Origin of the sequence: Klebsiella sp. BIGb0149 (assembly GCF_004362605.1) — a bacterium.
Taxonomy (GTDB): domain Bacteria; phylum Pseudomonadota; class Gammaproteobacteria; order Enterobacterales; family Enterobacteriaceae; genus Klebsiella; species Klebsiella terrigena.
Genome location: NZ_SNYG01000002.1, coordinates 29,490 through 55,415 on the forward strand (window position 1 = coordinate 29,490; position 25,926 = coordinate 55,415).

The 25,926-nt window shown below is 61.3% G+C and carries 25 protein-coding genes; 7 read left to right on the top strand and 18 right to left on the bottom strand.

Going from position 1 to position 25,926, the window contains the following annotated elements:
- Positions 1-37 precede the first annotated feature (37 nt).
- From EDF75_RS06855 to cspF, 3 genes are all read left to right on the top strand, one after another.
- Positions 38-808: a 3-hydroxybutyrate dehydrogenase gene (locus tag EDF75_RS06855; protein ID WP_133598086.1), complete on the top strand. Its 771-nt coding sequence runs from the start codon at positions 38-40 to the stop codon at positions 806-808.
- A 167-nt stretch (positions 809-975) separates the two neighbouring features.
- Entirely contained in the window at positions 976-1,146 is a 171-nt protein-coding gene (locus EDF75_RS27270; protein WP_217698331.1) for a YnfU family zinc-binding protein, read from the top strand.
- A gap of 195 nt (positions 1,147-1,341) precedes the next feature.
- Positions 1,342-1,554 carry a cold shock-like protein CspF gene (gene cspF / locus EDF75_RS06860; protein WP_133598088.1) on the top strand — a complete coding sequence of 71 codons (213 nt, stop codon included), beginning with the start codon at positions 1,342-1,344 and terminating at the stop codon, positions 1,552-1,554.
- A 12-nt stretch (positions 1,555-1,566) separates the two neighbouring features.
- Here the strand turns inward: cspF and EDF75_RS06865 are convergent, their stop codons facing one another.
- The gene (locus tag EDF75_RS06865) at positions 1,567-2,439 is read right to left on the bottom strand and encodes a LysR family transcriptional regulator (RefSeq protein ID WP_133598089.1); all 873 of its coding nucleotides are present in this window, start codon (positions 2,437-2,439) and stop codon (positions 1,567-1,569) included.
- A 106-nt stretch (positions 2,440-2,545) separates the two neighbouring features.
- Here EDF75_RS06865 and budA point away from each other — a divergent pair, with 106 nt between their 5' ends.
- The 3 genes from budA to EDF75_RS06880 are packed head-to-tail and all read left to right on the top strand — an operon-like array spanning position 2,546 to position 5,808.
- Positions 2,546-3,325, top strand: coding sequence for an acetolactate decarboxylase (gene budA, locus EDF75_RS06870; RefSeq protein ID WP_045858713.1), 780 nt, complete (start codon positions 2,546-2,548; stop codon positions 3,323-3,325).
- Positions 3,326-3,335: 10 nt separating this feature from the next.
- Positions 3,336-5,015 (top strand): acetolactate synthase AlsS, encoded by a 1,680-nt coding sequence (alsS, locus tag EDF75_RS06875; protein WP_133598091.1) that lies wholly within the window; start codon positions 3,336-3,338, stop codon positions 5,013-5,015.
- Positions 5,016-5,037: 22 nt separating this feature from the next.
- Entirely contained in the window at positions 5,038-5,808 is a 771-nt protein-coding gene (locus EDF75_RS06880) for a (S)-acetoin forming diacetyl reductase (RefSeq protein ID WP_133598092.1), read from the top strand.
- Between the two features lie 633 nt (positions 5,809-6,441).
- On the opposite strand, the gene ccmI is transcribed toward EDF75_RS06880, so the two are convergent.
- From ccmI to EDF75_RS06965, 17 genes are all read right to left on the bottom strand, one after another.
- Positions 6,442-7,284 (bottom strand): c-type cytochrome biogenesis protein CcmI, encoded by an 843-nt coding sequence (gene ccmI / locus EDF75_RS06885; RefSeq protein ID WP_133598094.1) that lies wholly within the window; start codon positions 7,282-7,284, stop codon positions 6,442-6,444.
- Entirely contained in the window at positions 7,281-7,739 is a 459-nt protein-coding gene (locus EDF75_RS06890) for a cytochrome c-type biogenesis protein (protein WP_133598095.1), read from the bottom strand. Before EDF75_RS06890 ends, ccmI begins: the two co-directional genes overlap by 4 nt.
- Entirely contained in the window at positions 7,736-8,293 is a 558-nt protein-coding gene (locus tag EDF75_RS06895) for a DsbE family thiol:disulfide interchange protein (RefSeq protein ID WP_133599400.1), read from the bottom strand. Before EDF75_RS06895 ends, EDF75_RS06890 begins: the two co-directional genes overlap by 4 nt.
- A complete protein-coding gene (locus EDF75_RS06900) occupies positions 8,293-10,245 on the bottom strand; it encodes a heme lyase CcmF/NrfE family subunit (RefSeq protein ID WP_133598097.1) in 1,953 nt (650 codons plus the stop codon). The genes EDF75_RS06895 and EDF75_RS06900 overlap by 1 nt, the downstream gene beginning before the upstream one ends.
- Complete coding sequence (gene ccmE, locus EDF75_RS06905; RefSeq protein WP_128877987.1) at positions 10,242-10,700, bottom strand: cytochrome c maturation protein CcmE; 459 nt, start codon at positions 10,698-10,700, stop codon at positions 10,242-10,244. The genes EDF75_RS06900 and ccmE overlap by 4 nt, the downstream gene beginning before the upstream one ends.
- A complete protein-coding gene (gene ccmD, locus EDF75_RS06910; protein ID WP_133598099.1) occupies positions 10,684-10,914 on the bottom strand; it encodes a heme exporter protein CcmD in 231 nt (76 codons plus the stop codon). Before ccmD ends, ccmE begins: the two co-directional genes overlap by 17 nt.
- Positions 10,911-11,648 (bottom strand): heme ABC transporter permease, encoded by a 738-nt coding sequence (locus EDF75_RS06915; protein WP_133598101.1) that lies wholly within the window; start codon positions 11,646-11,648, stop codon positions 10,911-10,913. Before EDF75_RS06915 ends, ccmD begins: the two co-directional genes overlap by 4 nt.
- Before the next feature lie 55 nt (positions 11,649-11,703).
- The gene (gene ccmB, locus EDF75_RS06920; protein WP_133598103.1) at positions 11,704-12,363 is read right to left on the bottom strand and encodes a heme exporter protein CcmB; all 660 of its coding nucleotides are present in this window, start codon (positions 12,361-12,363) and stop codon (positions 11,704-11,706) included.
- Positions 12,363-12,983, bottom strand: a complete 621-nt coding sequence (ccmA, locus tag EDF75_RS06925) for a cytochrome c biogenesis heme-transporting ATPase CcmA (RefSeq protein WP_133598105.1) — start codon at positions 12,981-12,983, stop codon at positions 12,363-12,365. Before ccmA ends, ccmB begins: the two co-directional genes overlap by 1 nt.
- A gap of 81 nt (positions 12,984-13,064) precedes the next feature.
- A complete protein-coding gene (locus EDF75_RS06930) occupies positions 13,065-14,408 on the bottom strand; it encodes a c-type cytochrome (RefSeq protein WP_161795704.1) in 1,344 nt (447 codons plus the stop codon).
- A gap of 10 nt (positions 14,409-14,418) precedes the next feature.
- The gene (locus EDF75_RS06935) at positions 14,419-16,203 is read right to left on the bottom strand and encodes a GMC family oxidoreductase (protein ID WP_041145984.1); all 1,785 of its coding nucleotides are present in this window, start codon (positions 16,201-16,203) and stop codon (positions 14,419-14,421) included.
- Positions 16,204-16,205: 2 nt separating this feature from the next.
- Positions 16,206-16,949, bottom strand: a complete 744-nt coding sequence (locus tag EDF75_RS06940; RefSeq protein WP_166646160.1) for a gluconate 2-dehydrogenase subunit 3 family protein — start codon at positions 16,947-16,949, stop codon at positions 16,206-16,208.
- Positions 16,950-17,524: 575 nt separating this feature from the next.
- Positions 17,525-18,595 carry an ABC transporter ATP-binding protein gene (locus EDF75_RS06945; protein ID WP_133598109.1) on the bottom strand — a complete coding sequence of 357 codons (1,071 nt, stop codon included), beginning with the start codon at positions 18,593-18,595 and terminating at the stop codon, positions 17,525-17,527.
- Positions 18,588-20,357, bottom strand: a complete 1,770-nt coding sequence (locus tag EDF75_RS06950; protein ID WP_133598111.1) for an ABC transporter permease — start codon at positions 20,355-20,357, stop codon at positions 18,588-18,590. Before EDF75_RS06950 ends, EDF75_RS06945 begins: the two co-directional genes overlap by 8 nt.
- Positions 20,358-20,443: 86 nt before the next feature.
- On the bottom strand, positions 20,444-21,532 hold the full coding sequence (locus EDF75_RS06955; protein ID WP_041145988.1) for an ABC transporter substrate-binding protein: 1,089 nt from the start codon (positions 21,530-21,532) through the stop codon (positions 20,444-20,446).
- A 357-nt stretch (positions 21,533-21,889) separates the two neighbouring features.
- On the bottom strand, positions 21,890-22,717 hold the full coding sequence (locus EDF75_RS06960; RefSeq protein ID WP_133598113.1) for a phytanoyl-CoA dioxygenase family protein: 828 nt from the start codon (positions 22,715-22,717) through the stop codon (positions 21,890-21,892).
- Positions 22,718-22,978: 261 nt separating this feature from the next.
- The gene (locus EDF75_RS06965) at positions 22,979-23,893 is read right to left on the bottom strand and encodes a LysR family transcriptional regulator (RefSeq protein ID WP_133598115.1); all 915 of its coding nucleotides are present in this window, start codon (positions 23,891-23,893) and stop codon (positions 22,979-22,981) included.
- Positions 23,894-24,392: 499 nt separating this feature from the next.
- Here EDF75_RS06965 and EDF75_RS06975 point away from each other — a divergent pair, with 499 nt between their 5' ends.
- Complete coding sequence (locus tag EDF75_RS06975) at positions 24,393-25,913, top strand: amino acid ABC transporter permease/ATP-binding protein (RefSeq protein WP_133598121.1); 1,521 nt, start codon at positions 24,393-24,395, stop codon at positions 25,911-25,913.
- Positions 25,914-25,926 lie beyond the last annotated feature (13 nt).

Below are 25,926 nucleotides of genomic sequence, written 5' to 3' on the forward strand. Positions count from 1 at the left end.
CTGACAACGTTTAACCGGCAACGCTAAGGAAAATAAGATGAATCTTCAAGGTAAAGTCGCGCTGATCACCGGCTCAACGAGCGGCATTGGTTTAGGGATCGCCCGGGTGCTGGCGAAAGCCGGAGCGCAGACCCTCCTCAACGGCTTTGGCGATAGCCAGGCCGCCTGCGCCGAGGTCGCGCAGCTGGGGCTCGCGCCGGGCTACCACGACGCCGACCTGCGCGACGTAGGCCAAATCGAAGCGATGTTCGCCTGGGCCGAACGCGAGTTTGGCGGCGTCGATATCGTCGTTAACAACGCCGGTATTCAGCACGTCGCGCCGGTCGAGTCCTTCGCCGTCGAGAAATGGGACGATATTCTCGCCATTAACCTGTCGAGCATTTTCCACACCAGCCGGCTGGCGCTGCCGCGCATGCGCGAACGCAACTGGGGACGAATTATCAACATCGCCTCGGTGCACGGTCTGGTAGCCTCTAAGGATAAGTCGGCCTACGTGGCGGCCAAGCACGGAGCCATCGGCTTGACCAAAACCCTGGCGCTGGAGACCTCCAGAACCGGCATCACCTGCAATGCAATCTGCCCCGGCTGGGTGCTGACCCCGCTGGTGCAGCAGCAGATCGACCGACGCATCGCCGAAGGCACGGACCCGCAGCTGGCCAGAGAGCAGCTGGTGGCCGAAAAGCAGCCCTCCGGCGAGTTCGTTACCCCGGAGCAGCTAGGGGAAATGGCGCTATTCCTGTGCAGCGATGCCGCCGCCCAGGTGCGCGGCGCCGCGTGGAATATGGACGGCGGCTGGGTCGCGCAATAGCCGTCGCGGGGCGGAGGACGTGGCTGCCGCATCGTCCTCCTGCCCCGCCGGGATTGCGTAAATAGCCTTGACCAATCAGACGCTTATTTGCCCGCGGCGAAATCATTTCGAGCTATTGATAGCAGAATGATGTATGGTTGCCGGCCATTACATCAGGAAAAAATCATATGTCAGATCGAAAAGACTCGAAAACTCGCCGTAATTACCTTGTAAAATGCTCCTGCCCTAACTGCTCCCAGGAATCAGAACATAGCTTTAGCCGAGTACAAAAAGGCGCCCAGCTCATCTGCCCTTACTGCCACAAACTCTTCCAGTCATCACCCAGAAACGCCGCCTAATCCCTAAATGCCCGACGCTGATTGTGCCTTGCCCCGTTATTTAGATAATTCTTATTATTGGGTCGAATGAGACAATCGGTTTTATTCCGTTCAGGCAAATAGAAAACCCGCACTCCGGCGGGTTTTAAATAGTTCAATATTGTATTTCTTTGCATAACCCCGGTTATCGCATCCCTGTTTTTACCAGGAGTTTATTTGTTCCAAAAAATGACAGGCATTGTCAAAAGCTTTGATAATAAAACCGGCAGAGGCCTTATCGTCCCTTCCGACGGTCGTAAAGACGTTCAGGTTCATATTTCCGCATTATCCCCCAACGAGTCCACGCCAATGACGCCCGGTATTCGCGTTGAGTTTCGTCGGGTTAACGGCCTGCGCGGGCCAACCGCGGCAAACGTCTATACCTGCTAGCCCTGCTCTCGCCTAAAACATCTCCAGAAAACGCTTTACCGTCCGCGAGCGTTCAAAACGCCGCCACGCGATGGCGATCTCGGTCTTCAGCGCCGCGTCCAGCAGGGGATGCCAGGTGACGTTGGGGTGGCGAATACAGGTCATCGACTGAGGCACCAGCGCAAAGCCGAAGCCCGCGTCCACCATGCTAATGGAAGACGAGAGCTGTGAAGATTGCCTGGCGCGGCTCATATCGACCCCGGCACGCCGGCAGCTATCATAAACCTGCTCGTAGAGCCCCGGCGCGACCTCCGGCGGGAAAATAACCGGTACCGCGTCGCTCAGCTGCGCCAGAGAAAGCGCGCTTTCCCCGGAGAGCGGGTGCGAGCGATGCAGCGCGATAACCATCGGCTCCTCGGCAATAATGCGCAAATTAAACGCCTTGCTGCTTTCACACGGCAGACGCACAAAGGCGATATCCAGCTCCGCCTCGCCCAGGGCGTGCATCAGCGTCGCCATATTGCCTTCGACCTGGCGCAGGGCCACCGACGGATAGCGCTGCTGAAACTGGTACAGCAAAGAGAAAATCTGCGAATGAAAAGCTGCTGAACTGGTGATCCCCGGCACCAGGCTACCGTTCATGCCCCGCGCAATCCCCTTGGTTTTTTCCAGCGCCGCATCGCTTAAGGCGAGGATCTGACAGGCGTCGACGTAGAACGACTCCCCGGCCTCCGTCAGCTCAACCCCTCGCGTCAAACGGCGCAGCAGCGGGGTCCCTATTTCGCGCTCAAGTCGCTGAATTTGCTGACTTAACGGCGGCTGAGAAATCCCAAGATCGTGGGCCGCCCGGGTGAAGTTCCGCGCCTCGGCAACGGCGACAAAATAACGTAAATAGCGAAGTTCCATATCGAAAACGTCTCAAACCAGCATGGATTCTATATTGGAACTGTGAGCTGAATCGGGTCAACATTTATTTAATCTTTCTTATATTTGTTGAACGAGGAAGTGGATTGTGAATCATTATCCTGAATGCACCTGCCAGGAGAGCCTGTGCGAAACCGTACGCGGCTTCTCTGCCCACCATCCTGATAGCGTTATCTATCAGACCTCTCTGATGAGCGCGCTGCTGAGCGGCGTCTATGAGGGGAGCACCACCATCGCCGACCTGCTCACCCACGGCGACTTCGGCCTCGGGACCTTTAACGAACTCGATGGTGAACTGATTGCCTTTAGCAGCGAGGTCTACCAGCTGCGCGCCGACGGCAGCGCGCGTAAAGCCCGGGCGGATCAAAAAACGCCCTTCGCGGTGATGACCTGGTTCCGACCGCAGTACCGTAAAACCTTTGACCACCCGGTCAGCCGCCAGCAGCTGCACGACGTTATCAACCGGCAAATCCCCTCCGATAATCTGTTCTGCGCTCTGCATATTGATGGCCACTTTCGTCACGCCCACACCCGCACCGTGCCGCGGCAGACGCCGCCCTATCGGGCGATGACCGACGTGCTGGATGACCAGCCGGTTTTCCGCTTCAACCAGCGCAAGGGGACGCTGGTCGGCTTTCGCACCCCGCAGCATATGCAGGGTCTCAACGTTGCCGGCTACCACGAGCACTTTATTACCGACGATCGCCAGGGAGGCGGCCATCTGCTGGACTACCAGCTCGATAGCGGCGTGCTGACCTTCGGCGAGATCCACAAGCTGATGATTGACCTCCCGGCCGACAGCGCTTTCCTGCAGGCCGACCTGCATCCTGACAATCTCGATGCCGCCATTCGTGCGGTAGAAAACTAAGGAGCTTCAGATGGACAAACCGCGTCACGAACGTCAGTGGGCCCACGGTGCCGACCTCATCGTCAGCCAGCTTGAGGCCCAGGGCGTACGCCAGGTCTTCGGCATCCCCGGTGCCAAAATCGACAAGGTGTTTGATTCCCTCCTCGACTCCTCAATCCGCATTATTCCGGTACGCCACGAGGCCAACGCCGCCTTTATGGCCGCGGCGGTCGGGCGGATCACCGGTAAAGCGGGCGTCGCGCTGGTCACCTCAGGTCCCGGCTGCTCAAACCTGATTACCGGCATGGCCACCGCCAATAGCGAAGGCGACCCGGTGGTGGCGCTGGGCGGCGCGGTGAAGCGCGCGGATAAGGCCAAGCTGGTTCACCAAAGCATGGACACCGTGGCGATGTTCAGCCCGGTCACCAAATACGCCGTCGAGGTGACCGCCGCCGACGCGCTGGCCGAGGTGGTCTCCAACGCCTTTCGCGCCGCCGAACAGGGGCGTCCGGGGAGCGCGTTTGTCAGCCTGCCGCAGGATATCGTCGACGGCCCCACCCATGGCAGCACGCTGCCCGCCAGCAGAGCGCCGCAGATGGGCGCCGCGCCGGATGGCGCCGTTGACGGCGTGGCGCAGGCGATCGCCGCGGCGAAGAATCCTGTCTTCCTGCTCGGGCTGATGGCCAGCCAGCCGGAAAGCAGCCGCGCCCTGCACCGCCTGCTGGAAAAAAGCCATATTCCGGTCACCAGCACCTATCAGGCCGCCGGGGCGGTGAATCAGGATAACTTCACCCGCTTCGCCGGCCGGGTAGGTCTGTTTAATAACCAGGCGGGCGATCGCCTGCTGCGTCAGGCGGACCTGATCATCTGCATCGGCTATAGCCCGGTTGAGTACGAACCAGCGATGTGGAACAGCGGCACGGCAACCCTGGTGCATATCGACGTGCTGCCGGCCTACGAAGAGCGGAATTACGTCCCGGATATCGAGCTGGTGGGCGACATCGCCGGCACCCTCGAGAAGCTGAGCCAGCGCATTGAGCATCGGCTGGTGTTAACCCCGCAGGCGGCAGACATCCTCGCCGACCGCCAGCGCCAGCGGGAGCTGCTTGACCGCCGCGGGGCGCAACTGAATCAGTTTGCGCTCCACCCGCTGCGCATCGTGCGGGCGATGCAGGATATCGTCAACAGCGACGTCACCTTGACCGTTGATATGGGCAGTTTCCATATCTGGATTGCCCGCTACCTCTACAGCTTCCGCGCCCGCCAGGTGATGATCTCCAACGGTCAGCAAACGATGGGCGTCGCGCTGCCGTGGGCAATCGGCGCGTGGCTGGTCAATCCGCAGCGCAAGGTGGTCTCGGTGTCCGGCGATGGCGGCTTCCTGCAGTCGAGCATGGAGCTGGAGACCGCCGTGCGCCTGCACGCCAATATTCTGCACATCATCTGGGTCGATAACGGCTACAACATGGTGGCGATTCAGGAACAGAAAAAATATCAGCGCCTCTCCGGCGTAGAGTTCGGCCCGGTCGATTTCAAAGTCTACGCCGAAGCCTTCGGGGCCAGGGGGTTCGCGGTAGAGAGCGCCGACGCCCTGGAGCCGACCCTGCGCGCGGCGATGGACGTCGACGGCCCGGCGGTCGTCGCCATTCCGGTCGATTATCGCGATAACCCTCTGCTGATGGGCCAGCTCCATCTCAGCCAAATACTGTGAGTCACTACAAAAGGAAATGAAAATGGAAAAAGTCGCACTTGTCACCGGCGCCGGTCAGGGCATCGGTAAAGCTATCGCCCTGCGCCTGGTGAAGGATGGATTTGCCGTGGCAATCGCCGATTACAACGACGCTACGGCCGCAGCGGTAGCCGCTGAAATCAACCAGGCCAGCGGCCGCGCGGTGGCCATTAAGGTCGACGTCTCGCGCCGGGACCAGGTTTTCGCCGCCGTTGAGCAGGCGCGTAAAGCCCTGGGCGGATTCGACGTTATCATCAACAACGCCGGCATCGCGCCGTCAACGCCGATCGAGTCCATCACCGAGGAGACCGTTGATCGGGTCTATAACATCAACGTTAAGGGCGTCATCTGGGGGATGCAGGCAGCGGTCGAGGCCTTCAAAAAAGAGGGGCACGGCGGGAAGATCGTCAACGCCTGCTCCCAGGCCGGCCACGTCGGCAACCCGGAGCTGGCGGTCTACAGCTCGAGTAAATTCGCCGTGCGCGGCCTGACGCAAACCGCCGCCCGCGATCTGGCGCCGCTGGGCATCACCGTTAACGGCTACTGCCCGGGGATCGTTAAGACGCCAATGTGGGCGGAGATTGACCGTCAGGTCTCGGAAGCGGCGGGCAAACCGCTGGGCTACGGTACGGCAGAGTTTGCCAAACGCATCACCCTCGGCCGCCTGTCGGAGCCTGAAGACGTCGCCGCCTGCGTGTCGTTTCTCGCCGGCCCGGATTCCGACTATATGACCGGCCAATCGCTGCTGATCGACGGCGGCATGGTATTCAACTAATCGTGGTATTCAACTAATAATATTAAGCTCTGACATGCCTTGCCCCTGCCCTAACGCAGGGGCCTTTTTATGCCCCATCCCACCGCAAGTGCAAACAAATCAGCCCTGTCCAATCTTCCACAGAACATTCCCGGCACATTATTGCGTTCACTGTAGTGGGGGCCGTTCATATTCGGGGAGATTGATCCGCCCACATTTGGTGGAATGTTCCTTTTCACTGCCGTGGAATATTCCGTTCACGATGAGTCCGGGGTTTTTCTCACACCCGCTGCGGGTGAACGGCACGGGGGGCGTTTCGCCCGCCCCCCGTGGCCCCCGGCATGGCGCTGAAAACTGCCGCTGCGCGGTACGCTCCACTCCGGCTTCATCTGGCGGACCGGGCAGGACTCGACGTCCCTGTCTCGACCTGCCTCTCTGGCCGCCGTCCTGGCGGCCAGTCCTGGATGCGCGCCTGCGTTCCCGCCAGTTTTCTTGATGCGCCTTAACCCCCTCGCTGCCAGCCCGTTGTCATTCAGTCGCGATACCATTGCTGGAGGTTTTTCCAGCGATAATTTTTATTGTTGGAAAGTTGGAATGCTGAGTCTCCAGGCGTACGTGGAATATTCCACGGAGTGTGAGAGCCCCCCCGCCAGCCTACGGCGCCCGCCCCTGCGCCTGCGCCAGCTCCCCCTCAATCGCCCGACGCCGGGCATCCCCCGGCGGCAACAGCCCCAGCAGCGCCTGCAGCGCCTCAACCGCCTGAGGATAATCCTCGTTCCGTACCGCGCTCAGCGCCAGCATCTCCAGCACCGGCAGACTCCGCGGCTGCCGCTGATGCAGCTCGCGCAGCAGCAGCTCCCCCATCCGCATCTGCCCGCTATCCCCCGCCCGCACCAGAGCGCTGGCGTAGTCGAAGGTCGCCGCCGGGTCGTCCGCCGACAGCCGATGGGCGCGGGCAAACGCGCCGATCGCCGTCTCGCCGTCGTTCAGCAACAGGCCGATACGCCCCAGCAGCTGCCAGCCGGCGAGATCCTGCGGATCATCCTGCAGCCGGCTGCGCAGCCCCAGCCGAAGCTCGGCGATCTCATCCATCCGCAACGGCGCCGCGGCGGGGTCTTGCACCTGCTGCAGCAGGGCCGGATAGTGGCGCTGCGCCTGCTGCCAGAGCATCACCTGGCCGAAATCGCTGGTTTTAAGAAACAGGCCGCCGCTGAGGCAGACCAGCGCCAGCGCTCCCGGCAGCAGCACCCGGCGGCCAAGGGGCCGGGGAACGCGGGCGTCTGACTCCGGGATATCCGCCAGCAGCGTGCGCTGCAGCTCCACCACCAGCGCCTCGCGGTGAGCGCCGTTTTCCTGCTCCAGCTCCTCAAGGCGCGAGCGGTAGAGCGCCCGGTTAAGCCGATCCCGGTCCATCGCCCCTTTCTCCTGCCAGGGCAGATAGAGCAGCGCAAGGGCGCCGGCCAGCAGCAGCGCGGCAACGATTAAGAACGCAGTCATGCATCATTTCCTTTTTTCAGTAACGCCGCCAGGCGCTGGCGCTCTTGTTCACTCAGCGCCGCATCGGCGGTATCGCGACGCCTGGCGCGCGCCACCAGCAGCCCGGCGCCCGCGGCCACAAACAGCCCGGGGATCAGCCACAGCATGATCGTCCCCGCCGTCAGCGGCGGCTCATAGCTGACGAAGCTGCCATAGCGGGCCACCATATAGGCGACGATCTGCTCCTTGCTCTGCCCCTGCTGCTGCAGCTCGTAGACCTTAAGCCGCATATCGGCGGCGATCATCGCATTCGAATCCGCGATGCTGTTGTTCTGGCATTTCGGACAGCGCAGCTGGGAGGTCACCTCGCGAAACGCCTGCTCCTGGGCCTCGTTTTTAAACTGCCAGGTATCAATGGCTCCCAGCGCGCTGCCCGACAGCAGCAGCGCCATCACGGCGCTCAGCAGGCGCTTCATGGGGCCGACTCCCGGCGATATTTCTCCCACAGCGGCCGCAGCTGCTCGCGCCAGACCCGCTCGTTAAGATCCCCCGCGTGCCGCCAGCGGATAATTCCCCGGCCGTCGATCAGAAAGGTCTCCGGCGCGCCGTAAACGCCGAGGTCCAGCCCCAGCATGCCGCTGCCGTCGAACAGGCTGATGGCGTACGGATTGCCGAGGCTATCGAGCCAGCTCACCGCTTTGCGGCGGTCGTCTTTGTAGTTCAGCCCCACCACGCGTACCCCCTGCTGTGCCAGGCCGTTAAGGAACTGATGCTCGGCGCGACAGGTCGGGCACCAGGTCGCCCAGACATTGAGCAGCAGCGGCCCGCCGCTGACCAGCACCGAGCGATCGTAGAGCTGGCCCGGGACGTTCAGCGCCTCGAGGCGGAACTCCGGCACCGGTTTGCCCACCAGCGCCGACTCCAGCGTCGTCGGGTCATCGCCGTCGGCGTTGCGCATCAGCTGCCAGAACAGCGCCGCCGCCAGCGCCAGGAACAGCGCCAGCGGGAGAAAAAGCCATCTGCGGTTCATCATTGCGCCTCCTGCAGCTTTTTACGCAGCCGGTAGCGCGGGTCGAGCATGCAGCACAGGCCGCCGAGCGCCATCAGCACGCCGCCGTACCAGATCCAGCGCACGAAGGGTTTGTAGTAGAGGCGCACCGCCCAGCTGCCGTCGCCCAGCTCCTCGCCCAGCGCGGCGTACAGGTCGCGGGTTAGCCCGCCGCTAATCGCCGCTTCGGTCATCATCATCCGGCTGGCGCTGTAGAAGCGCTTTTGCGCATACAGCGTGGCTTCCGGCCGCCCGCCGCGGGTGACCTGAATCACCCCTTCGCCGCCGGTCCAGTTGGCGCCCACGATGTTGCGCACGCCCGCGAAAACGAAGTGGTAGCGGTGGATATCAATGCTGTCGCCGGCCTTCATTCGCACGTCGCGCTCCACGCTGTAGCTCTGGCTGAACGCGATGCCGATAACCGTCACCGCCACGCCGACGTGGCCAAGCACCATCCCCCACTGGCTGCGCGAGAGCGTCCTTAACCCGCGCCAGAATCCGTGCCGGTGGGTAGCGCGTTCGTGTACCTCGATCAGCGAGAAAATAAGCACCCAGATAGCCATCATCAGGCCCAGCGTCGCCATCGCCGCAATGCGGTCCTCCAGCAGCCACGGCAGCAGCAGCGCCAGCAGCAGGGTAACGACCGCTGAAGCCGCCGCGCGCTTCAGCTGTTTCGCCGCAGCGTCGCGCCGCCAGCGCACCAGCGGCCCGATGCCCAGCAGCAGCGCAAACGGCGCCATCAGGGCGGTAAACATGGTGTTGAAGAAGGGTTCGCCAATCGAAATGCTGCCCAGCCCCAGCTCTTTATGCACCAGCGGCAGCAGCGTTCCGAGCAGCACCACCAGCATGGCGGCAATCAGCAGAATATTGTTGCTCAGCAGGAACGACTCCCGCGACCACAGCGAATGCTCGACGCGCGCCCGCACCCGTCCGCCCTTAATGGCGTACAGCAGCAGCGATCCGCCGATGGCAATGACCAGCAGCGAGAGAATAAACAGCCCGCGCGTCGGGTCGGAGGCGAAGGCGTGGACCGAGACCAGCACCCCGGAACGCACCAGGAAGGTCCCCAGCAGGCACAGCGAAAAGGCGGAGATCGCCAGCAGTACGGTCCAGGCGCGGAAGCTGCCGCGCTTTTCCGTTACCGCCAGCGAGTGCAGCAGCGCGGTGCCGACCAGCCACGGCATAAAGGAGGCGTTCTCCACCGGGTCCCAGAACCACCAGCCGCCCCAGCCCAGCTCGTAGTAGGCCCACGCCGACCCGAGGACGATGCCAAGGGTCAGGAAAACCCACGCCGCCTGGGTCCACGGCCGCGACCAGCGCGCCCACGCCGTATCCAGCCGCCCGGCCAGCAGCGACGCGATGGCGAAAGCAAAGGCCACCGAGAAGCCCACGTAGCCCATATAGAGGATCGGCGGATGGAAGATCATGCCGATATCCTGCAGCAGCGGATTAAGGTCCCGGCCATCGATGGGATACAGCGGCAGCGTGCGGGTGAAGGGGTTGGAGGTGAGCAGAATAAACAGCAGAAAGCCGAAGGCGATCATCCCCATCACCGCCAGCACTCTGGCGACGGCGTCGAGCGGCATGCGGCGGCTCAGCAGCGCCACCGCAAAGGTCCAGACGCTCAGCAGCAGCACCCACAGCAGCAGGGAGCCCTCGTGGGCGCCCCAGGTCGCGGCCACCCGATACCACACCGGCAGCGCGCTGTTGGAGTTTTCCGCCACGTAGCGCACGGTAAAATCGTTAACCACGAAGGCGTGCACCAGCAGCAGAAAGGCGCCGACGATGCAGAAAAACAGCGCGCAGGCCAGCGGGCGGGCCAGCGCCATCATGCGCCGATCCTGACGCGAAGCGCCCCACAGCGGATAGACGCTCAGCAGCAGGGCCAGGCCCGCCGCGAGGCACAGCAGATAGTTGCCCAGCTCCGGCATCATGGCTGGCTCTCCTTATTCACGGGACTCATGGCGTCCTTTACCTCCGGCGGCGTGTAGTTTTCATCGTGCTTTGCCAGCACCTGGCGGGCGATGATGTGCCGGGGGGAATCCAGCTCGCCCTGGGCGACCACGCCCTGCCCCTCGCGAAACAGATCCGGCAGAATGCCGCGATAGCTCACCTCAACCGCGCCGCGGGCGTCATACAGCGTAAAGCTGACGTCCAGGGTTTGCGCATTGCGCCTGACGCTGCCCGGCTGAACGTAGCCGCCGATGCGCAGGCGCTGCCCGACGTGCGGCTTCTCATGGGTTTCCGTCTTGCCGTAGATAATCTCTCCGGGGGTATAGAACAGGTCGATGTTGGCGCTCAGGGCGTACAGCGTCAGGCTGACGGCGAGCCCCAGCCCGGCCGCCACCGCCAGCACGATATAGAGGCGGTTCTTACGACGCGTCTGCATCTGCGGCCTCCCGGTCACGGACGCGTGCGGCGGCAACCCGCCGGTCGCGGGCCTGCTGGCGCCGAACTTCACTGAACAGCGCCCGGCGCTGCCACAGGGTATGCGCCGTCAGCAGGCCAAAGCCCGCCAGCGCGGCGGCGACGGCCAGCCAGACGTACGGCGCGTAGCCGCCCATCGCCAGAAACGCGGCGAAGGAGGAAAAAGCGGGACTCATTTCGAGGCTCCTTTATTCACCAGCGCCGCCACCCACGGGCGGCGGCGTTCCTGGCGCAGGATCAGATTGCGCAGGCGCATCAGCGTCAGGGTAATAACCAGGCACAGCAGGCCGAGCATGCAGATGCGCAGCGGCAGGCGCATGCTGGGGTCAATGCTCTGCTGCATATTGGTCGACCCCTGATGCAGGGTGTTCCACCAGATGACCGAATAGTGAACGATCGGCAGATTGACCGCCCCGACCAGCACGAGGATCCCGGCGGCGCGTCCCGCCAGGCGGCGATCGTCGAAGGAGTGCCAGAGGGCAATAATGCCGCCATAAATAAACAGCAGCACCAGCTCAGAGGTCAGACGGGCATCCCAGATCCACCAGGTTCCCCACATCGGCTTGCCCCACGCGGCGCCGCTAACCAGCGCGATAAAGGTGCAGACGGCGCCAACCGGCGCCAGCGCCGCAACGCTAAGGTCGGCCATTTTGACCTGCCAGACCATGCCGACGAAGGCCGCCGCGGCCATCGCGGCATAGATCCCCATTGACCCCATCGCCGCCGGGACGTGGAGATACATGATGCGATAGCTCTCCCCCTGCTGGTAGTCGGCGGGCGCATAGACAAAGCCCCAGCCCAGCCCCACCGCTAACAGCAGCGCGCTCAGCGTCGCCAGCCACGGGATCCAGCGCCCGCACAGGCCGTATAGCCGTTCGGGGATCGCCAGTTGATGTAATGCTTTCCACATAGACGTTTACTCACACGACTGTTTTTTATCACCGCGTCAGAAAGACCGCAGCGGGTTATTGTGCCGTCAGCCTCAGCGCGGCGGCGGTGGCAAACGGGCATAGCGTCGCGCTGGCGGCTAAAAAGGCCCCCAGGATCGCCAGATAGCCATCCACCGGCAGCCCCGCAGAGGCGGCCTGCGTTGCGGCGGTGGCAAAGATTAACAGCGGCACCGACAGCGGCAGCACCAGCAGGCTAAGCAGCACGCCGCCGCGCCTGAGCCCCACCGTCAGCCCCACGCCAACCGCGCCTAAAAAGCTCAGGGTGGGCGTGCCCAGCAGCAGGGTCAGCGCCAGCACGCCCGCGTCGTGGGCGGTCATCCCCAGCAGCAGCGCCGCCAGCGGGGAGACGATCAGCAGCGGCAGACCGGTCATTATCCAGTGGGCGACCACCTTCACCAGCACCACCGCCGCCAGCGGCGTCGGCAGCAGCAGCAGCTGTTCCAGGGAGCCGTCCTGCCAGTCATCGCGAAACAGGCGATCCATCACCAGCAGCGCCGCCAGCAGCGCCGCGACCCACACCACGCCCGGCGCAATCTGCGCCAGCAGCGGCGGGTTCGCGCCCACGCCGAACGGAAACAGGGTGATAACCAGCAGGAAAAACCACAGCGGATTGAGGATTTCCGCCCCGCTGCGCCAGGCGAGGCGCATTTCGCGGCAGAACAGCGCCCGCATCATCAGCCCACCGTCCTTTCGCCGGAGAGGCGCAGCGTCCGCACGGGACAGGCCAGCGCCCGCAGCGGCTGATGGGTGGTGAGAATGACGCTGCCCCCCGCCTGCACGTGCTGCTCCAGGCGTCGGGTCAGCCGCTCCACCGCCGTGGCGTCAAGGGCGGTAAACGGCTCGTCGAGGATCCACAGGGTCGCCGAAGTCAGCCACAGGCGCGTCAGCGCCACCCGGCGCTGCTGCCCGGCCGAGAGCTGGCTCAGCGCCACGTCCTCGTAGCCCGCCAGCCCCATTGCCGCCAGCGCCTCTTCCCGCGCCCGCGGGCTGGTTTGCGCAAAGAAGAAGCGCAGGTTTTCATCCGCCGTCAGCGCCGCCTTGACGCCGGGCCGGTGCCCGCACCACAGCAGCTGCTGATGGAAGGCGTCGCGCACCGACGAGAGCGGCTCGCCCTGCCAGCTGACGACGCCGCTTTCCGGCCGCGCCAGGCCGCAAAGCAGCCGCAGCAGGGAGGTTTTTCCGCTGCCGTTATCGCCGGACACCTGCAGCATTTCGCCGCGGTTAACCGTTAACGTCAGCGCCTGAAACAGCACCCGATCGTCGTAGATGCAGGTGAGTTGTTCTGCGTGCAGCATGAGTGCAAGCCCTTTCAAATCAGACCATAGTCGGCAGCGGCAATCGCGGAGTGCGCCGCGCGAGCGGCACACTCCCGGCCGCTACTGCCCGGAGACCGGCAGCTTCGAGATGTCGGCGCTGCCGAGCGCCTTCTCATCAGGCACGATCGACCTATCCTTGCGAACTTTCGCCACGTCGCTGGCGGTGACCGGCGGCGCGCTGTTGCCCCAGCTGGTGCGGATAAAGTTGACAACATCCGCCACTTGCCCGTCGTCCAGGCGCCAGCCAAACGGCGGCATGGTCAGGTTAGAGACCGCATTTTTCACCGCCGGCGTGGTGCTGCCCGTCAGGATGATGTGGATAAGCGACGTCGCATCCTGGGTCTGCACCACCGGGTTACCCTTCAGCGCCGGGAAGGCGCGTTTATAGCCCGCGCCGTCGGTACGGTGACAGGCCGCGCAGTTATCGACGTACAGCGCCGCACCGGGCTTGCTGTCATCCCCCTTCCACAGATCTTTCGCCACACTGTCCTCCACCGGCGCAGGGGTCTGCTGACCGCCGCGCGGCGGCAGGGATTTCAGGTAGCGGGCAATCGCCGTCACGTCCTCGTCGGAGAGATACTGCAGGCTGTGCTCCACCACGTCGCTCATGCCGCCGAAGACCACCGACTTATCGTTGCGGCCGGTTTTCAGGAACTCCGCCAGCTCCGCCTCGCTCCAGCTGCCGAGGCCGTCGCGGTTTTCGCCGCGCAGGCTCGAGGCGACCCAGCCGTCCACCGGCGCGCTGCTGCCGGCGAGGAAATCGTCGCCTTCGGTTTCGCTCAGCGCCTTCTCCTGCATCGTCAGGCTACGCGGCGTATGGCAGGCGCCGCAGTGGCCGAGCCCCTCCACCAGATAGCGGCCGCGCTCAAGCAGCGGGTCGGCCTGCGGATTAGCAACAAAATCGCTCGGCGCCGGCGCGAAGATCCCGCGCCAGAACACCAGCGGCCAGCGCATAGAGAGCGGCCACGGGATATCGCTGTCGCGATTCGCCGCGTTTACCGGCGCCACGCCGTGCATAAAGTAGGCGTACATCGCCCGCATGTCCGCTTCGCTGATGCGCGCGAACGACGGGTACGGCATCGCCGGATAGAGCGTCGAGCCGTCCTTACGCACCCCTTTACGCACCGCATCGTCGAACTCTTCAAAGGTATAGTCGCCGATACCGTGGGTTTTATCCGGGGTAATGTTGGTGGAGTAGATGGTGCCGATTGGCGTCCCCATCGGCAGACCGCCGGCGAAGGGCTGGCCCTCTTTACCGTTGGTATGGCAGGCGACGCAGTCCCCCGCGCGCGCCAGATACTCACCCTGTTTAATTAAGCTGCCGTCGGCCGGGGCCTCCTCGGCGAAAGCGGAAAAACTCAGCGCACCGAGCACCAGTGCAGATAGCCATTGCATCTTCATCATTTGCCTTCCTTTATGCCTGCACCAGTGGACCCGGGTTTTTCAGGTACCGTTCGCGGATCGCTTTTGCCGACCAGTAGGCCAGCGCGGCCACGGTTCCCGTCGGGTTATATCCCAGGCCCTGCGGGAAAGCAGAGGCGCCGATAACGAAAACGTTGTGGACATCCCAGCTCTGCAGATAGCGGTTAACGGCGCTGGTTTTCGGGTTCTCGCCCATCACCGCCCCGCCGTTCATGTGGGTGGTCTGATAGCTGGTGGTATCAAAGTGGCTGTTGGCGTTTTTCGGGCTGCCGAGCATATATTTCGGCTTCATGGCTTTGGCAATCGGCGCCATCTTGTCGAACATAAACTGCGCCATCTTGATGTCGTTTTCCTGCCAGTCAAAGGTCATGCGCAGCAGCGGCTGGCCAAAGACGTTTTTGTAGTTCGGATCGAGGTCAAGATAGTTCTGGCGGTAGGATTGATGCGCGCCGTGCGCGTCCATCGACAGATGGTGGGTATAGGTGTCGGCAACCGCCGCTTTCCACTTGCTGCCCCACGCCGGTGTGCCCGGCGGAACCGGCAGGCCGGAGATGGGTTTGGTCCCGGCCTGGTTGACCCAGAACGGAGAGCCGCCGACAAAACCGGCGGCGCCGTGATCGAAGTTATCGCCGTTAAAGTCATCAATCCCGACGCCGTTGCCGCCGGCGCCAATAAACGGATTGGTGACGGTATCTTTATCGAAGATGGCCTTAATGGTGGTCATGTTCTGATAGGCAAAGTTGCGCCCGACCACCCCTTCGCCGGTTTGCGGATCGTAGGGTTTGCCGATGCCGGAGAGCAGCATCAGGTGCACGTTGTGGAACTGGAAGGCGCCGATGATAACCAGATCGGCCGGCTGCTCCATCTCCCGCCCCTGGGCGTCGACGTAGCTGACGCCGGTGGCCCGCTGCCGGTCGGGGGTGAGGTTAACCTTCAGCACGTTGGCGTTGGTGCGCAGCTCAAAGCGCTTCTCCTGGCGCAGCGCCGGCAGGATATTGACGTTTGGCGAGGCCTTGGAATACATGTAGCAGGCGTAGCCGCTGCAGTAGCCGCAGAAGTTGCACGGCCCCATTTGCGCGCCGTAGGTGTTGGTATAGGAGTCAGAGGTGTTGGCCGACGGCAGGTTGTACGGGTGATAGCCCACCTCGCGCGCCGCCTTCTCAAACAGCTGCGCCGACCAGGTATTCTTCTGCGCCGGCAGCGGGAAGTCGTCCGAGCGATCCGGAGCAAAGACGTTGCCGCCGCGATCCTTCCCGACCACCTTCCCCTTCACCGACCAGGCGGTGCCAGAGGTGCCGAAAACCTTTTCCGCCTTATCAAAGAACGGCTCCAGCTCGTCGTAGGTGACGCCGAAATCCTGGATGATCATATCCTGCGGGATAAAGCTTTTGCCGTAGCGCTCCTCATAGTGGCTGCGCATCCGCAGCTCAATCGGGTCAACGCGGAAGTGCACCCCGGACCAGTGCAGGCCCGCGCCGCCAACGCCGGTTCCCGGCAGGAAGGCCGCCAGCTGCCGGTACGGCACCGCATCCTGAGCGCTATTATGGCGAATGGTGACCGTGCTTTTCGACAGGTCCTGGAACAGCTTGCGGCGAATGTTGTAGGTCAGCTCATCGACCACCTGCGGATAGGCGCCATCGGGCCAGGTATCGCGCATCGGGCCGCGCTCCAGCGCCACCACGTTGAGGCCCGCTTCGGTCAGCTCTTTGGCCATAATGGCGCCAACCCAGCCAAAGCCCACAATCGCGACATCGGTTTTTTTCAGTACGGTGGCCATCGTTACGCCCTCTCCCCATTAATTGATACCGGCGGGAGGGGATAGCGTTCACCCCGTTCAACCCAGTCCATAAAGTCGGCGCGCGCGCCGGGAAAATTAATCAACGTCCAGCCGACCATGCCCTTATTGCCGCCATGAATCGGGTCGCTGAAGAATCCTTCGCGGGTGTTTTGCAGCAGATAAGAGAAGAACAGCGAGGACGGCAGCTGCTTAAACGCGGCGCTGCCCGCTTCAAACTGGCCCAGCGCGGCGTCCTGCTGCCCGGCGGTCAGTTCGGCAAAAGGCTTCTGATGCTGGCTGCGGCACCATTCGTCGGCGTCCGCAATCCCGAGGTTGTAGATCTGTTTTGGCACAAGAGGAAGCTGGTAGCCCATCTCTTTCGGCACGTCCGGGTTAAACGGACCCTGCATATACCAGATGGAACCGGTAGCATAGGGGGTATTCATCTGGCGATCGATAAACTCCGGAACCCCCGCCTCGCGCGCGCCGGGCCCCAGCTCGTCGGCCGGGATAAGGCGAGCCACCGCGGCATTGATAAACGCCCACTCCTGCTCGTTGAAGAACTGCGGCTGCCAGCCCTCGCCGGCCGGCGTTTTTGCCGCCGCGGCGGCATCGGATGCCTGGGCCTGAGCCGCGGCGCCAATGGCCCCGACGCCGCCGCCAGCGATGACGACCGTTGGAATCAAGGCCATTGATTTTACTAAAAAATCACGCCTCGAGCTGTTGGTTTTTTCACTCGACATTATCACATTCCTGTCATTTTAAATGGCTGCTTTTGTAGGTTACAAGCCCAGCAATATCGAATCTGGAACCGATACCATTCAGCCTCCGCATTGCGGGACCTGCCGGTTCGATTCCATTAAGTCGTACAAAAAAATCGCCGTTGGCGAGGTGATTATTTATCGCGTTATCGTTTGGATATTAGTCGATTCTCAAAATCCGTCGCCGAAACGGGAAAAATATTCCCGGGATTTGATAATGAGAACGTTTATTAAATAACCTGGATGCAGAAGCTCGTGCGGAATCACCGAAGGCGTAGTGCTTATCCGTGCCAAAAAAAGAGTGATATGTATCACAAATGTTATTATTTGTTTATGGTACATGTCTGCCTGGCGGCGTGCAAACGCCAGCGTCGGCAAATATTAAACAATTTGAGCGGTTAAGTTAGTTAATTACGGATATTAATTACTTTACTCTCGCCCGGCGTCTGGCGGTTATTTGCGCCGTGCCGGGCGATCGTTATCAGCCATTAACCGCGCCACCCGGCCCTATTTATTTCGACCATCGGCCCTTCTCGCCGCGACCGATTTTATGCCGTCACCTAAGGCGTCGGGAATATCCACAGGTCGTCGGCGGGAAGCGTAATATGGCAATGCTCCGCGTCGCGCAGCGCCGAGCCGTAAACGCGAATGGCAAAGTCATCCCCGCGGGTGCGGAACAGATATTCCCAGCGGTCGCCAAGATACATGCTGGTCAGCAGCGGCAGCTCAAGCATGTTGTCTTCCGGCGAGGAGCCGAGGCGCAGGCGCTCAACGCGGATCACCGCCGTCGCCTGCTGGCCGACGCTAAGCCCCTCTCCCGCCATGCCCCACAGCGCCCAGCTGGCGCCCTCGATGCGCGCCCGGCCGTTTTCAAGAGCCGTTATCTTACCGCGCAGGCGGTTGTTGCTGCCCATAAACTCGGCGGCAAACAGCGTCGTCGGATTGCCGTACATCTCCTGGGGCGTGCCCTGCTGCTCGATCACCCCGTTGTTCAGCAGCAGGATACGGTCGGATATCGCCATCGCCTCATTCTGGTCGTGAGTCACCATCAGCGCCGAGAGTCCGAGCTTGATAATCAGCTCGCGCAGAAAGACCCTCGCCTCTTCGCGCAGCTTGGCGTCGAGGTTCGACAGCGGTTCGTCGAGCAGGATAACCGGCGGGTTGTAGACCAGCGCCCGGCCAATCGCCACGCGCTGCTGCTGGCCGCCGGAGAGCTGATGGGGATGGCGGCTGCCAAGATGCCCCAGGCCGAGCTGGTCGAGTACCGCCTGCACCCGCTGGGCGATTTCGCCGCTGGCGACCTTGCGCAGCCTGAGCGGATAGGCGACGTTTTCAAATACGGTCTTATGCGGCCACAGGGCATAGGACTGGAACACCAGCCCCAGATTGCGCTCCTCGGCGGGGATTTCGCTGCGCGGATTGCCGTCGTAGACCGCGGTTTTGCCAATGGTAATCCGCCCGGCGGTGGGCTTCTCCAGCCCGGCGACGGCGCGCAGCAGGGTCGTTTTCCCGCTGCCGGACGGCCCGAGCAGCGACACCACTTCCCCCCGCCGCAGCGTCATCGACACCCCTTTCAGAACCGGGTTGTCGCCATAGGTGAGGTGCAGGTTTTCTACGGATAGCTCAATCATGTAATTTCACTCCAAAGCGCAGGGCGATACCCAGCCCGACGACCACCAGCAGGATATTGATAAACGAGAGCGCGGCGACGATATCGATAGCCCCCGCCGCCCACAGCGAGACCAGCATGGAGCCGATCGTTTCCGTCCCCGGCGAAAGCAGGTACACCCCGGTGGAGTATTCGCGCTCGAAGATCAGGAACATCAGCAGCCACGAGCCGATCAGGCCGTAGCGCGACAGCGGAACCGTGACGTGGCGGGTCACCTGGCCGCGAGAGGCGCCGGTGCTGCGGGCCGCCTCCTCAAGCTCCGGCGCCACCTGCAGCAGCGTCGAGGAGATCAGGCGCAGCCCGTAGGCCATCCACACCACGGTATAGGCCAGCCAGACGCTGAAAATGGTGTTGCGCAGCGCCCGCAGCTGCACGATAAGATGCTCGCGCAGCCAGTCGGCCATCGGCAGCGCCGAGAGCCAGCCGTTTTTTAGCGACTGATCGAGCCACATCGGCAGGAATAAAAACACCCACAGAAACGCCAGCCCCGCCAGCAGACCCGGCACCGCGCGCGGCACCAGCACGCTGTAGTCAAGGAAGCGCGTCACGTTGTCCGGCTTGCGGTGCATGGCGATCCCGACAAACAGATAGCACACGACCGCCAGCGCACCGCCAAAAATGCCGATCGCCATCGAGTTAACGATGGCCCGCAGCAGGTTCGGCTGCTGCCAGATATTGCGGAAGGTCGCCAGCGAGAGCTCGTCCCACAGCGACACGCCGACGCCCCAGTTGGAAATAAACGCCCGCATCGCCACGCCAAGCAGCGGGACGCCGATGGTCACCGTCAGCCACAGCACCACCACCACGCCGGCAACCCAGCGCCACTTGCCCAGCGGCAGCGCGCGCGCCTGGGAGGCCTTGCCCTTCATGGTGACAAAGCGGTTGGCGGTGCGCATCAGCCGGCGCTGCAGCATCACCAGCGGAATGGTGATGCAAATGAGCACCACCGCCACCGCAGCCATCAGGTGGTAAGAGGGGGTGCCAAGCTTATTGGTCAGCTTATAGAGATAGGTCGCCAGCACCATGTTGCCCTCGGGGTCGCCGAGTACCAGCATCAGGCCAAATACCTCCAGGCCGAGGAAAAACAGCAGCACGCAGGCGTAGAGGATCGAGGGCCGTACCATCGGCAGGCTGACGGAGGTCATGACCTGCAGCGGCGAAGCGCCTACCGTCCTTGCCGCCTCCTCGACGTCGGAGCCGACGCTGCGCAGGGCGGAGGAGATATAGAGATAGGCGTGCGGGACGTGGGTTAATCCGGCGATCGCCACGATGCTGAACATCGAGTAGATGTTCCACGGCACAAAGCCCAGCAGCCGCTCGGCCCACTGCGAGAAGAAGCCAACCGGCCCCGCTGCCACCACGTAGCCAAAGGCCAGCACCATCGGCGAGACGAAAATAGGCACCAGAATCAGGGGTTCAATAAAGCGCCGGCCGGGCAAATCTGTACGGACCATTAAAAAGGCGAGGATCCCCCCGAGCGGAATGGCGATCGCCACCAGGCCGAACGCCAGAATAAAGCCGGACCTCAGCGCCAGATAAAAATCAGGGTCGGTAAAGATAAATTCGAAGGCTTCGAAGCTGAACGCTTTCGAGCGCGCAAAAAAAGGCGCCGAGAGAAAGCTCTGCACCACAATAAATAACAGCGGGACGTAGATAGCCAGCGCCGCGATCAGCACCACAATACCGCGCGGCAGCCCCTGCCATTTTCGGCGTAATACGTTCATATGCGATCCCTTTGCTCAGGCGTTAACACAACAGCCTGCCGGGTATTAACGGGCGCGACAGCGGAAGATGTCGCGCCTCAGGAGGATTATTTAGCCGCCGCGCTACGCCACTGTTTGATAAATTCCAGACGCTTTTTCGGTTCCAGATATTCCAGCAGGGTTTCGTCCACCGGAATCGGCTTCAGGGCGTTACCCAGCATTTTGGTCATCCCGTCGATATCATTTTTGCCTTCGATATCGTTACGAATAGAGGGAATATCGGCCTGACCGGCGAGGATGCTCTGCCCTTTCTCTGACAGCACGTAGTCGAACCACAGCTTCGCGGCGTTAGGATGCCCGGCGTCGGCGGTAATAAACGAGACGCGGGAAAGGACCAGCACGTAGTCTTTGGGATAGGCGATGCCGAGGGAGGGATCGGTTTTGGCGCGCGCTTCGGCGTAGGAGCCGAGAATGTTAAAGCCAATCAGGTTTTCACCCGATGAGACGCGCTCCATCATGGTGCCGGTAGAGGATTGCACGGTCAGACCGCCTTTGGCCATTCCCGCCAGGTTGCTGAAATAGCTGGCGTCGGCCTTGCTGTCCTGCACCGCCAGCATAAAGCCGAGGCCCGATTTTTCGATATCGTAGGTGGTGACCTTTCCTTTAAATTTGTCGGCCTGGCCGGCAATCAGCTTCGCCAGCGCGGTATGAGAGTCCGGCACGTCGCCCTGCGGGATCAGCCGCTTGTTGTAGATAAAGACCACCGGCTCATAGGTGGTGCCGTAGGCCTTCTGCTGCCAGACCGCCCATTTTGGCAGCTTGCCCAGCTCGGGCGAGGCGTACTCTTCGGCGTAGTCGGTGGCGAGCTTCAGCGCCGTATCCATCGATGAGCTCCAGACCACGTCCCCGCTGCCGCCTCCCGCCGCCTGCTCGCTGATGTAGCGGTTGTACAGCTCGGTGCTGTTCATATCGTTATATTCAACGTTAATTCCGGGGTACTGCGCCTCGAATCCTTTAATTAACGGCCCCGCCGCTTTGGTATCGGTCGTTGAATAGATGACAACCTTGCCCTCTTTCTTCCCGGCATCAACCACCTTTTGATATTCAGCCGGGTAGCCCTGAGGGAGCGCCGCCAAAACGGAGCCGGAGAAGACTGCCGTCAGTGAAACCACTAAACCACCAATTTTCTTATACATAAACCCAACCCTTAAGTATCATTTATTAAACACAAATTTAACATATAGCGAGGGGTTCGCGGCTTGCAACGCCGGGGGCGGTTTTTTTCTGGCTTTTGTGATGCTGACGGAATTTAACTCTTATTTAGCGCGATATAGACGGATAAGAAGAGTGTCGACGGAATAGCCGTCAGCATCATTGAAGATGAAATATTAAGAAAACATTAAGCAGGCATTTTCGTACCGGGATGCCGGCACCGGGAATATTCGGCGGGCCGGCAAAATGGCGCCGATTTAGCGCCGAGGCGGCGGAAAATAATTAACCCGCCGGAGGGCCGGCCGCGGCAATATAATTTTCCGCCGTTAATTATTGCGATATTAGCCCCGCGCTTCGCGCGGCCACACCTGCGGGAACAGCGGAGAAACCAGGGCGTCGCCATCGTTTAGCGTCAGCTCCGGGAACGGCGGCGAGGTCACGCCCCCGCGGTCAACAAAGGTGGCGTCGTCGCCCACCCAGCGAGCGGAGAAGACCCGTCGCGCCCGCGCCGTGGCGTTACCTCTGGCACCGTGCACCGTCCGGTAGTGAAAGGCGACCGCATCGCCCGGCTCCAGCGCCCAGCTGACGATATCGTACTCATCCTGATGGGCGTCAATGTCCGGCAGCTCCTTAAATCGACCGTGCTGGTAGAGCTTCGAGCCGTTGAAGCGGGTCGGGCTGAACTCCTCCCCCCACAGGTGGGAGCCGCGGATGCAGCGCAGAGAAATCTCCTGCGCAACCGGGTCCAGCGGGATCCAAAAGCTGACGTTCTGCCGCCCCTCAACGCAGTAGTAGGGCTGATCGTGATGCCAGGGGGTGACCGTGCTGCCGCCGGCGGGCTTGACCAGCGTGTGCTCGTGGAAAAATTTCGCCGTGGTCGATTGCATCAGGGCGGCGGCAATTTCCGCCGCCGGCGACTGCCTGACAAACTGCTCAAAGTCGGCGATCCGTGACCAGTTGCAGTAGTCCTGGAAAAAGGGCGCGGAGCCGTCCTTCGGCACCACCGTTCTGGCGTGCCCGTACTCGCTGGGGTTGGCCATCAGTTCCGCCACGCCCTTCGCCAGGCCGTCGATCCACGGAGTGAACGCGCCCTTCAGTAACACCGCTCCATCCGTCTGGTAGGTATCGATCGTCTGCCGGTCGATCTGCGGATAACGCTGATTGTGCATAGCTAACCGTCCTGTGCTGGATAAATGATTGGGTTGATGACGCCGGGCGTCAGCGGTCTCAGGTTATTTAGCCAGCGTCGAATGGTAAATTATTATAAAACGATACTCGTAATAGAAATTTATGAGCCTCAGAGCCTGCCGCGCCGGACGTTAGTATTCTGTCGAGCACCGTCCGGGTTCGAAATAACAAATAAAATAGCCCTCGAGCCTGGTGCTCAGGCTCGTGACAATATATATCCTTGCGGCGTTCGAAGTTGCCGGCTAAACCAGCGCCGGGGTTAGCTCAATGCTGCGACAATAGTCCATAAACAGCTGCGTTGGCCGGGTCGGTTCATTATTAGCGAGGTGCGCCATAATTAAGGTTGAGGCCGGCATGCGATCCTCAATCTCCAGCTGGACCAGCCGCTCGCCGTCGTAGGTCATATCGCAAAGCGGCCGGGTCACTAATACCGAGAAGCCCAGCCCCTGCCCGACCATACAGCGCACCATCTCAATTGACGGCGAGCTGTAGGCCACCTGCGGGTGGTAGCCCTTCTCTTTAAAAATGGTAATAAAGTAGTTTTTACTCGGCACCGCATCGAGCAAAATCATCGGCTCCTGGCTTAACTCCTGCAGCGTAACGCTCTTTTTTTGCGCCAGCGGATGGCTGGCCGGTAATAACGCATAGGGTTTATGCGGGGCATTAAGTGTCTCTTTGCTGATCGAGTGGCCTAATTCCAGATCGTAGACCAGGGCTAAATCAAACCGCCCGCGATGCAGGCCGTGCATTAATTCGTGCTGCTCGCCATCGTAGAGCTGAAGGGTTATTTCGGGATACATCTTTTTAAATCCGGCCACCAGCTTTGGCATATACAGCGGCGCAACGGATTCAAAGCAGCCCACCGAAATGATGCCGGAAACCAGCTCCTTATCGGCGCGGGCGTTTTGCTCAAACTCCCAGGAGAGGCGCAGCAGCTCCTTGGCTTTCTCGTAGAAGCGGCGCCCGCAGGGGGTAAGCGAAACGCCCTGCGCGTGGTGGCGAATAAACAGCTGCTGCTCGAAGGAGCCCTCAAGGTTTTTTATCGCAATCGAGATCGACGGCTGGGCAATATGCAGCTGTCGGGAGGCTTCGGCGATGCTTTCGGTCTCCACAACGGTAACGAAGTATTTAAGTTGTTTGAGCGTGAATCGCGTCATAGCCTTACCCTTTATGAAATATTGTCATTCGCAGAAACGGCATAGTTTCCTGATAGGCCAATTGCAAGCATCGTGCCACTCCCCGGCGAAGAGACGCATTGCCGCGGGGACGAATGAATTATTTATCTCGCTAAATGCGCTGAAATAATAAAACCCCAGCCCCGATGAATTAATTGCACCAGGATGAACCAGGCTGCACCAAATAAATCCTCAGCGTGCCCCATTGTGGCACAACATCCAATTTGCCGACCGATTCCGTTGACCAATAACAGCAATTGTTTTTTTAATGTTTAGTTCTTGTTTCGCACTCATTGCTTTAAATTTATTGAAATTAATCTGGCTATATAGTTTTTTTAAACTTAAAGACCAAAAATTTACTAATTGCCTGATGGCGAAGAGTACCAGCATAGTGTAATTGCCCGATAAATAGTGACGATGCCCCATTTTAGAACATCGGTATCGTCTTCATGTCCGTTAATTATGGCGAGTGAAATAGCCCATGATGTTTAACTGGAACTACATGTTAAGTCTGCTCAGCGACGCAGATTTTTGGCAGGCCACCTGGACCGTCATTAAACTGAGTCTGCTGACCTGGGGTTGCAGTATTGTGCTGGGCTTTATTCTCGCCCTCGCCAAGCAGTCGCCGCGCAGGCTCTTTAACGTCCCCGCCCGGCTCTATATCTGGCTGTTTCGCAGCCTGCCGCTGCTGGTGCTGCTGATCTTCGTCTATAACCTGCCGCAGGCGGTGCCCTCCTTCGCGGCGGTGCTCAACGATCCCTTCTGGGCCGGCCTGCTGGCGATGGTGCTCAGCGAAGCGGCCTACGTCGCCGAGATCCATCGCGGCGGCCTGCTCTCCATCGCCAAAGGCCAGAGCGAGGCCGCGCGGGCCCTGGGGCTGCGCTATGGCGGCACCCAGTGGCGGGTGATTATTCCCCAGGCGCTGCGGGTGGCGCTGCCGGCGCTGGCCAATGAGTATATTGCGATCGTTAAGCTCAGCTCGCTGGTTTCCGTTATCTCCCTGACCGAGATTTTGATGGTCGGCCAGCGCCTCTATTCGCAAAACTTTTTGGTGATGGAGACCATGGCGGCGGTGGCGTTCTACTACGTGCTGATCGTCACCGTGTTCGACTTCCTGCTGAAACGGCTGGAGACCTGGCTCGACGTCACCCAGCGTAAAACCAACCGCCCGGTCGACGCCGACATGCTGGCGCTGGCCACCGCCGCCCGTCCGGCCGTTGCCCGCAGCGCCGTCGATAGCCACCAGCCGGCGCTGCAGGCCTCGAAGCTGCATAAAGCCTACAACAACGTGGAGGTGCTGGGCGCCGTCAGCCTGCAGGTCCAGCCCGGGGAAGTGGTGTCGGTCATCGGCCCTTCCGGCTCCGGCAAAACCACGCTGATTCGCCTGCTCAACGGCCTGGAGCAGATCGATAACGGCGAGATCCGCATCAACGGCCAGCCCTTTATCCACCTCGACCGCCAGGGCGTGCAGAAGCCGCGCTTTATGGAGAACGCCGAGCACCGGCTGAATATTGGCATGGTCTTTCAGAGCTTCAACCTCTTCCCGCACCTGACCGTGCTCGGCAACCTGCTGCTGGCCCCGCGCTATCACCGGCTGGCGGCGGAGGCGGAGCTCAGGCAGCGCGCCTGCGAGCTGCTGTATAAGGTCGGGATGCTCGACCATGCGTGGAAGTACCCGCACCAGCTTTCCGGCGGCCAGCAGCAGCGGGTGGCTATCGCCCGCGCCCTGATGATGCGCCCGCAAATCATGCTCTTCGATGAGCCGACCTCGGCGCTGGACCCGGAAAAGGTCAATGAAGTACTCCAGGTTATTGAATCGCTGGCCGATGAGGGGATCACCATGGTTATCGTGACCCACGAAATGAATTTCGCCTTCAAAGTTTCTGACCGAATTGTCTTTATGGAAAAAGGGCGTGTGGTTTGCGACGACACGCCCCAGGCGATGCGCGACGGCAATCACCCGCGCGTTGACGCCTTCCTCAAAGACGTCTCTTTGGCTTAACCGCTCCGTTTGT

Bases quoted from the DNA above. Each gene is read 5' to 3' on its own strand.
- EDF75_RS06855 (WP_133598086.1), top strand. From the start codon at position 38: ATGAATCTTCAAGGTAAAGTCGCGCTGATCACCGGCTCAACGAGCGGC.
- EDF75_RS27270 (WP_217698331.1), top strand. From the start codon at position 976: ATGTCAGATCGAAAAGACTCGAAAACTCGCCGTAATTACCTTGTAAAA.
- EDF75_RS06865 (WP_133598089.1), bottom strand. From the start codon at position 2,439: ATGGAACTTCGCTATTTACGTTATTTTGTCGCCGTTGCCGAGGCGCGG.
- alsS (WP_133598091.1), top strand. From the start codon at position 3,336: ATGGACAAACCGCGTCACGAACGTCAGTGGGCCCACGGTGCCGACCTC.
- EDF75_RS06880 (WP_133598092.1), top strand. From the start codon at position 5,038: ATGGAAAAAGTCGCACTTGTCACCGGCGCCGGTCAGGGCATCGGTAAA.
- ccmI (WP_133598094.1), bottom strand. From the start codon at position 7,284: ATGACTGCGTTCTTAATCGTTGCCGCGCTGCTGCTGGCCGGCGCCCTT.
- EDF75_RS06890 (WP_133598095.1), bottom strand. From the start codon at position 7,739: ATGAAGCGCCTGCTGAGCGCCGTGATGGCGCTGCTGCTGTCGGGCAGC.
- EDF75_RS06895 (WP_133599400.1), bottom strand. From the start codon at position 8,293: ATGAACCGCAGATGGCTTTTTCTCCCGCTGGCGCTGTTCCTGGCGCTG.
- EDF75_RS06900 (WP_133598097.1), bottom strand. From the start codon at position 10,245: ATGATGCCGGAGCTGGGCAACTATCTGCTGTGCCTCGCGGCGGGCCTG.
- ccmE (WP_128877987.1), bottom strand. From the start codon at position 10,700: ATGCAGACGCGTCGTAAGAACCGCCTCTATATCGTGCTGGCGGTGGCG.
- ccmD (WP_133598099.1), bottom strand. From the start codon at position 10,914: ATGAGTCCCGCTTTTTCCTCCTTCGCCGCGTTTCTGGCGATGGGCGGC.
- EDF75_RS06915 (WP_133598101.1), bottom strand. From the start codon at position 11,648: ATGTGGAAAGCATTACATCAACTGGCGATCCCCGAACGGCTATACGGC.
- ccmB (WP_133598103.1), bottom strand. From the start codon at position 12,363: ATGATGCGGGCGCTGTTCTGCCGCGAAATGCGCCTCGCCTGGCGCAGC.
- ccmA (WP_133598105.1), bottom strand. From the start codon at position 12,983: ATGCTGCACGCAGAACAACTCACCTGCATCTACGACGATCGGGTGCTG.
- EDF75_RS06930 (WP_161795704.1), bottom strand. From the start codon at position 14,408: ATGATGAAGATGCAATGGCTATCTGCACTGGTGCTCGGTGCGCTGAGT.
- EDF75_RS06935 (WP_041145984.1), bottom strand. From the start codon at position 16,203: ATGGCCACCGTACTGAAAAAAACCGATGTCGCGATTGTGGGCTTTGGC.
- EDF75_RS06945 (WP_133598109.1), bottom strand. From the start codon at position 18,595: ATGATTGAGCTATCCGTAGAAAACCTGCACCTCACCTATGGCGACAAC.
- EDF75_RS06950 (WP_133598111.1), bottom strand. From the start codon at position 20,357: ATGAACGTATTACGCCGAAAATGGCAGGGGCTGCCGCGCGGTATTGTG.
- EDF75_RS06955 (WP_041145988.1), bottom strand. From the start codon at position 21,532: ATGTATAAGAAAATTGGTGGTTTAGTGGTTTCACTGACGGCAGTCTTC.
- EDF75_RS06960 (WP_133598113.1), bottom strand. From the start codon at position 22,717: ATGCACAATCAGCGTTATCCGCAGATCGACCGGCAGACGATCGATACC.
- EDF75_RS06965 (WP_133598115.1), bottom strand. From the start codon at position 23,893: ATGACGCGATTCACGCTCAAACAACTTAAATACTTCGTTACCGTTGTG.
- EDF75_RS06975 (WP_133598121.1), top strand. From the start codon at position 24,393: ATGATGTTTAACTGGAACTACATGTTAAGTCTGCTCAGCGACGCAGAT.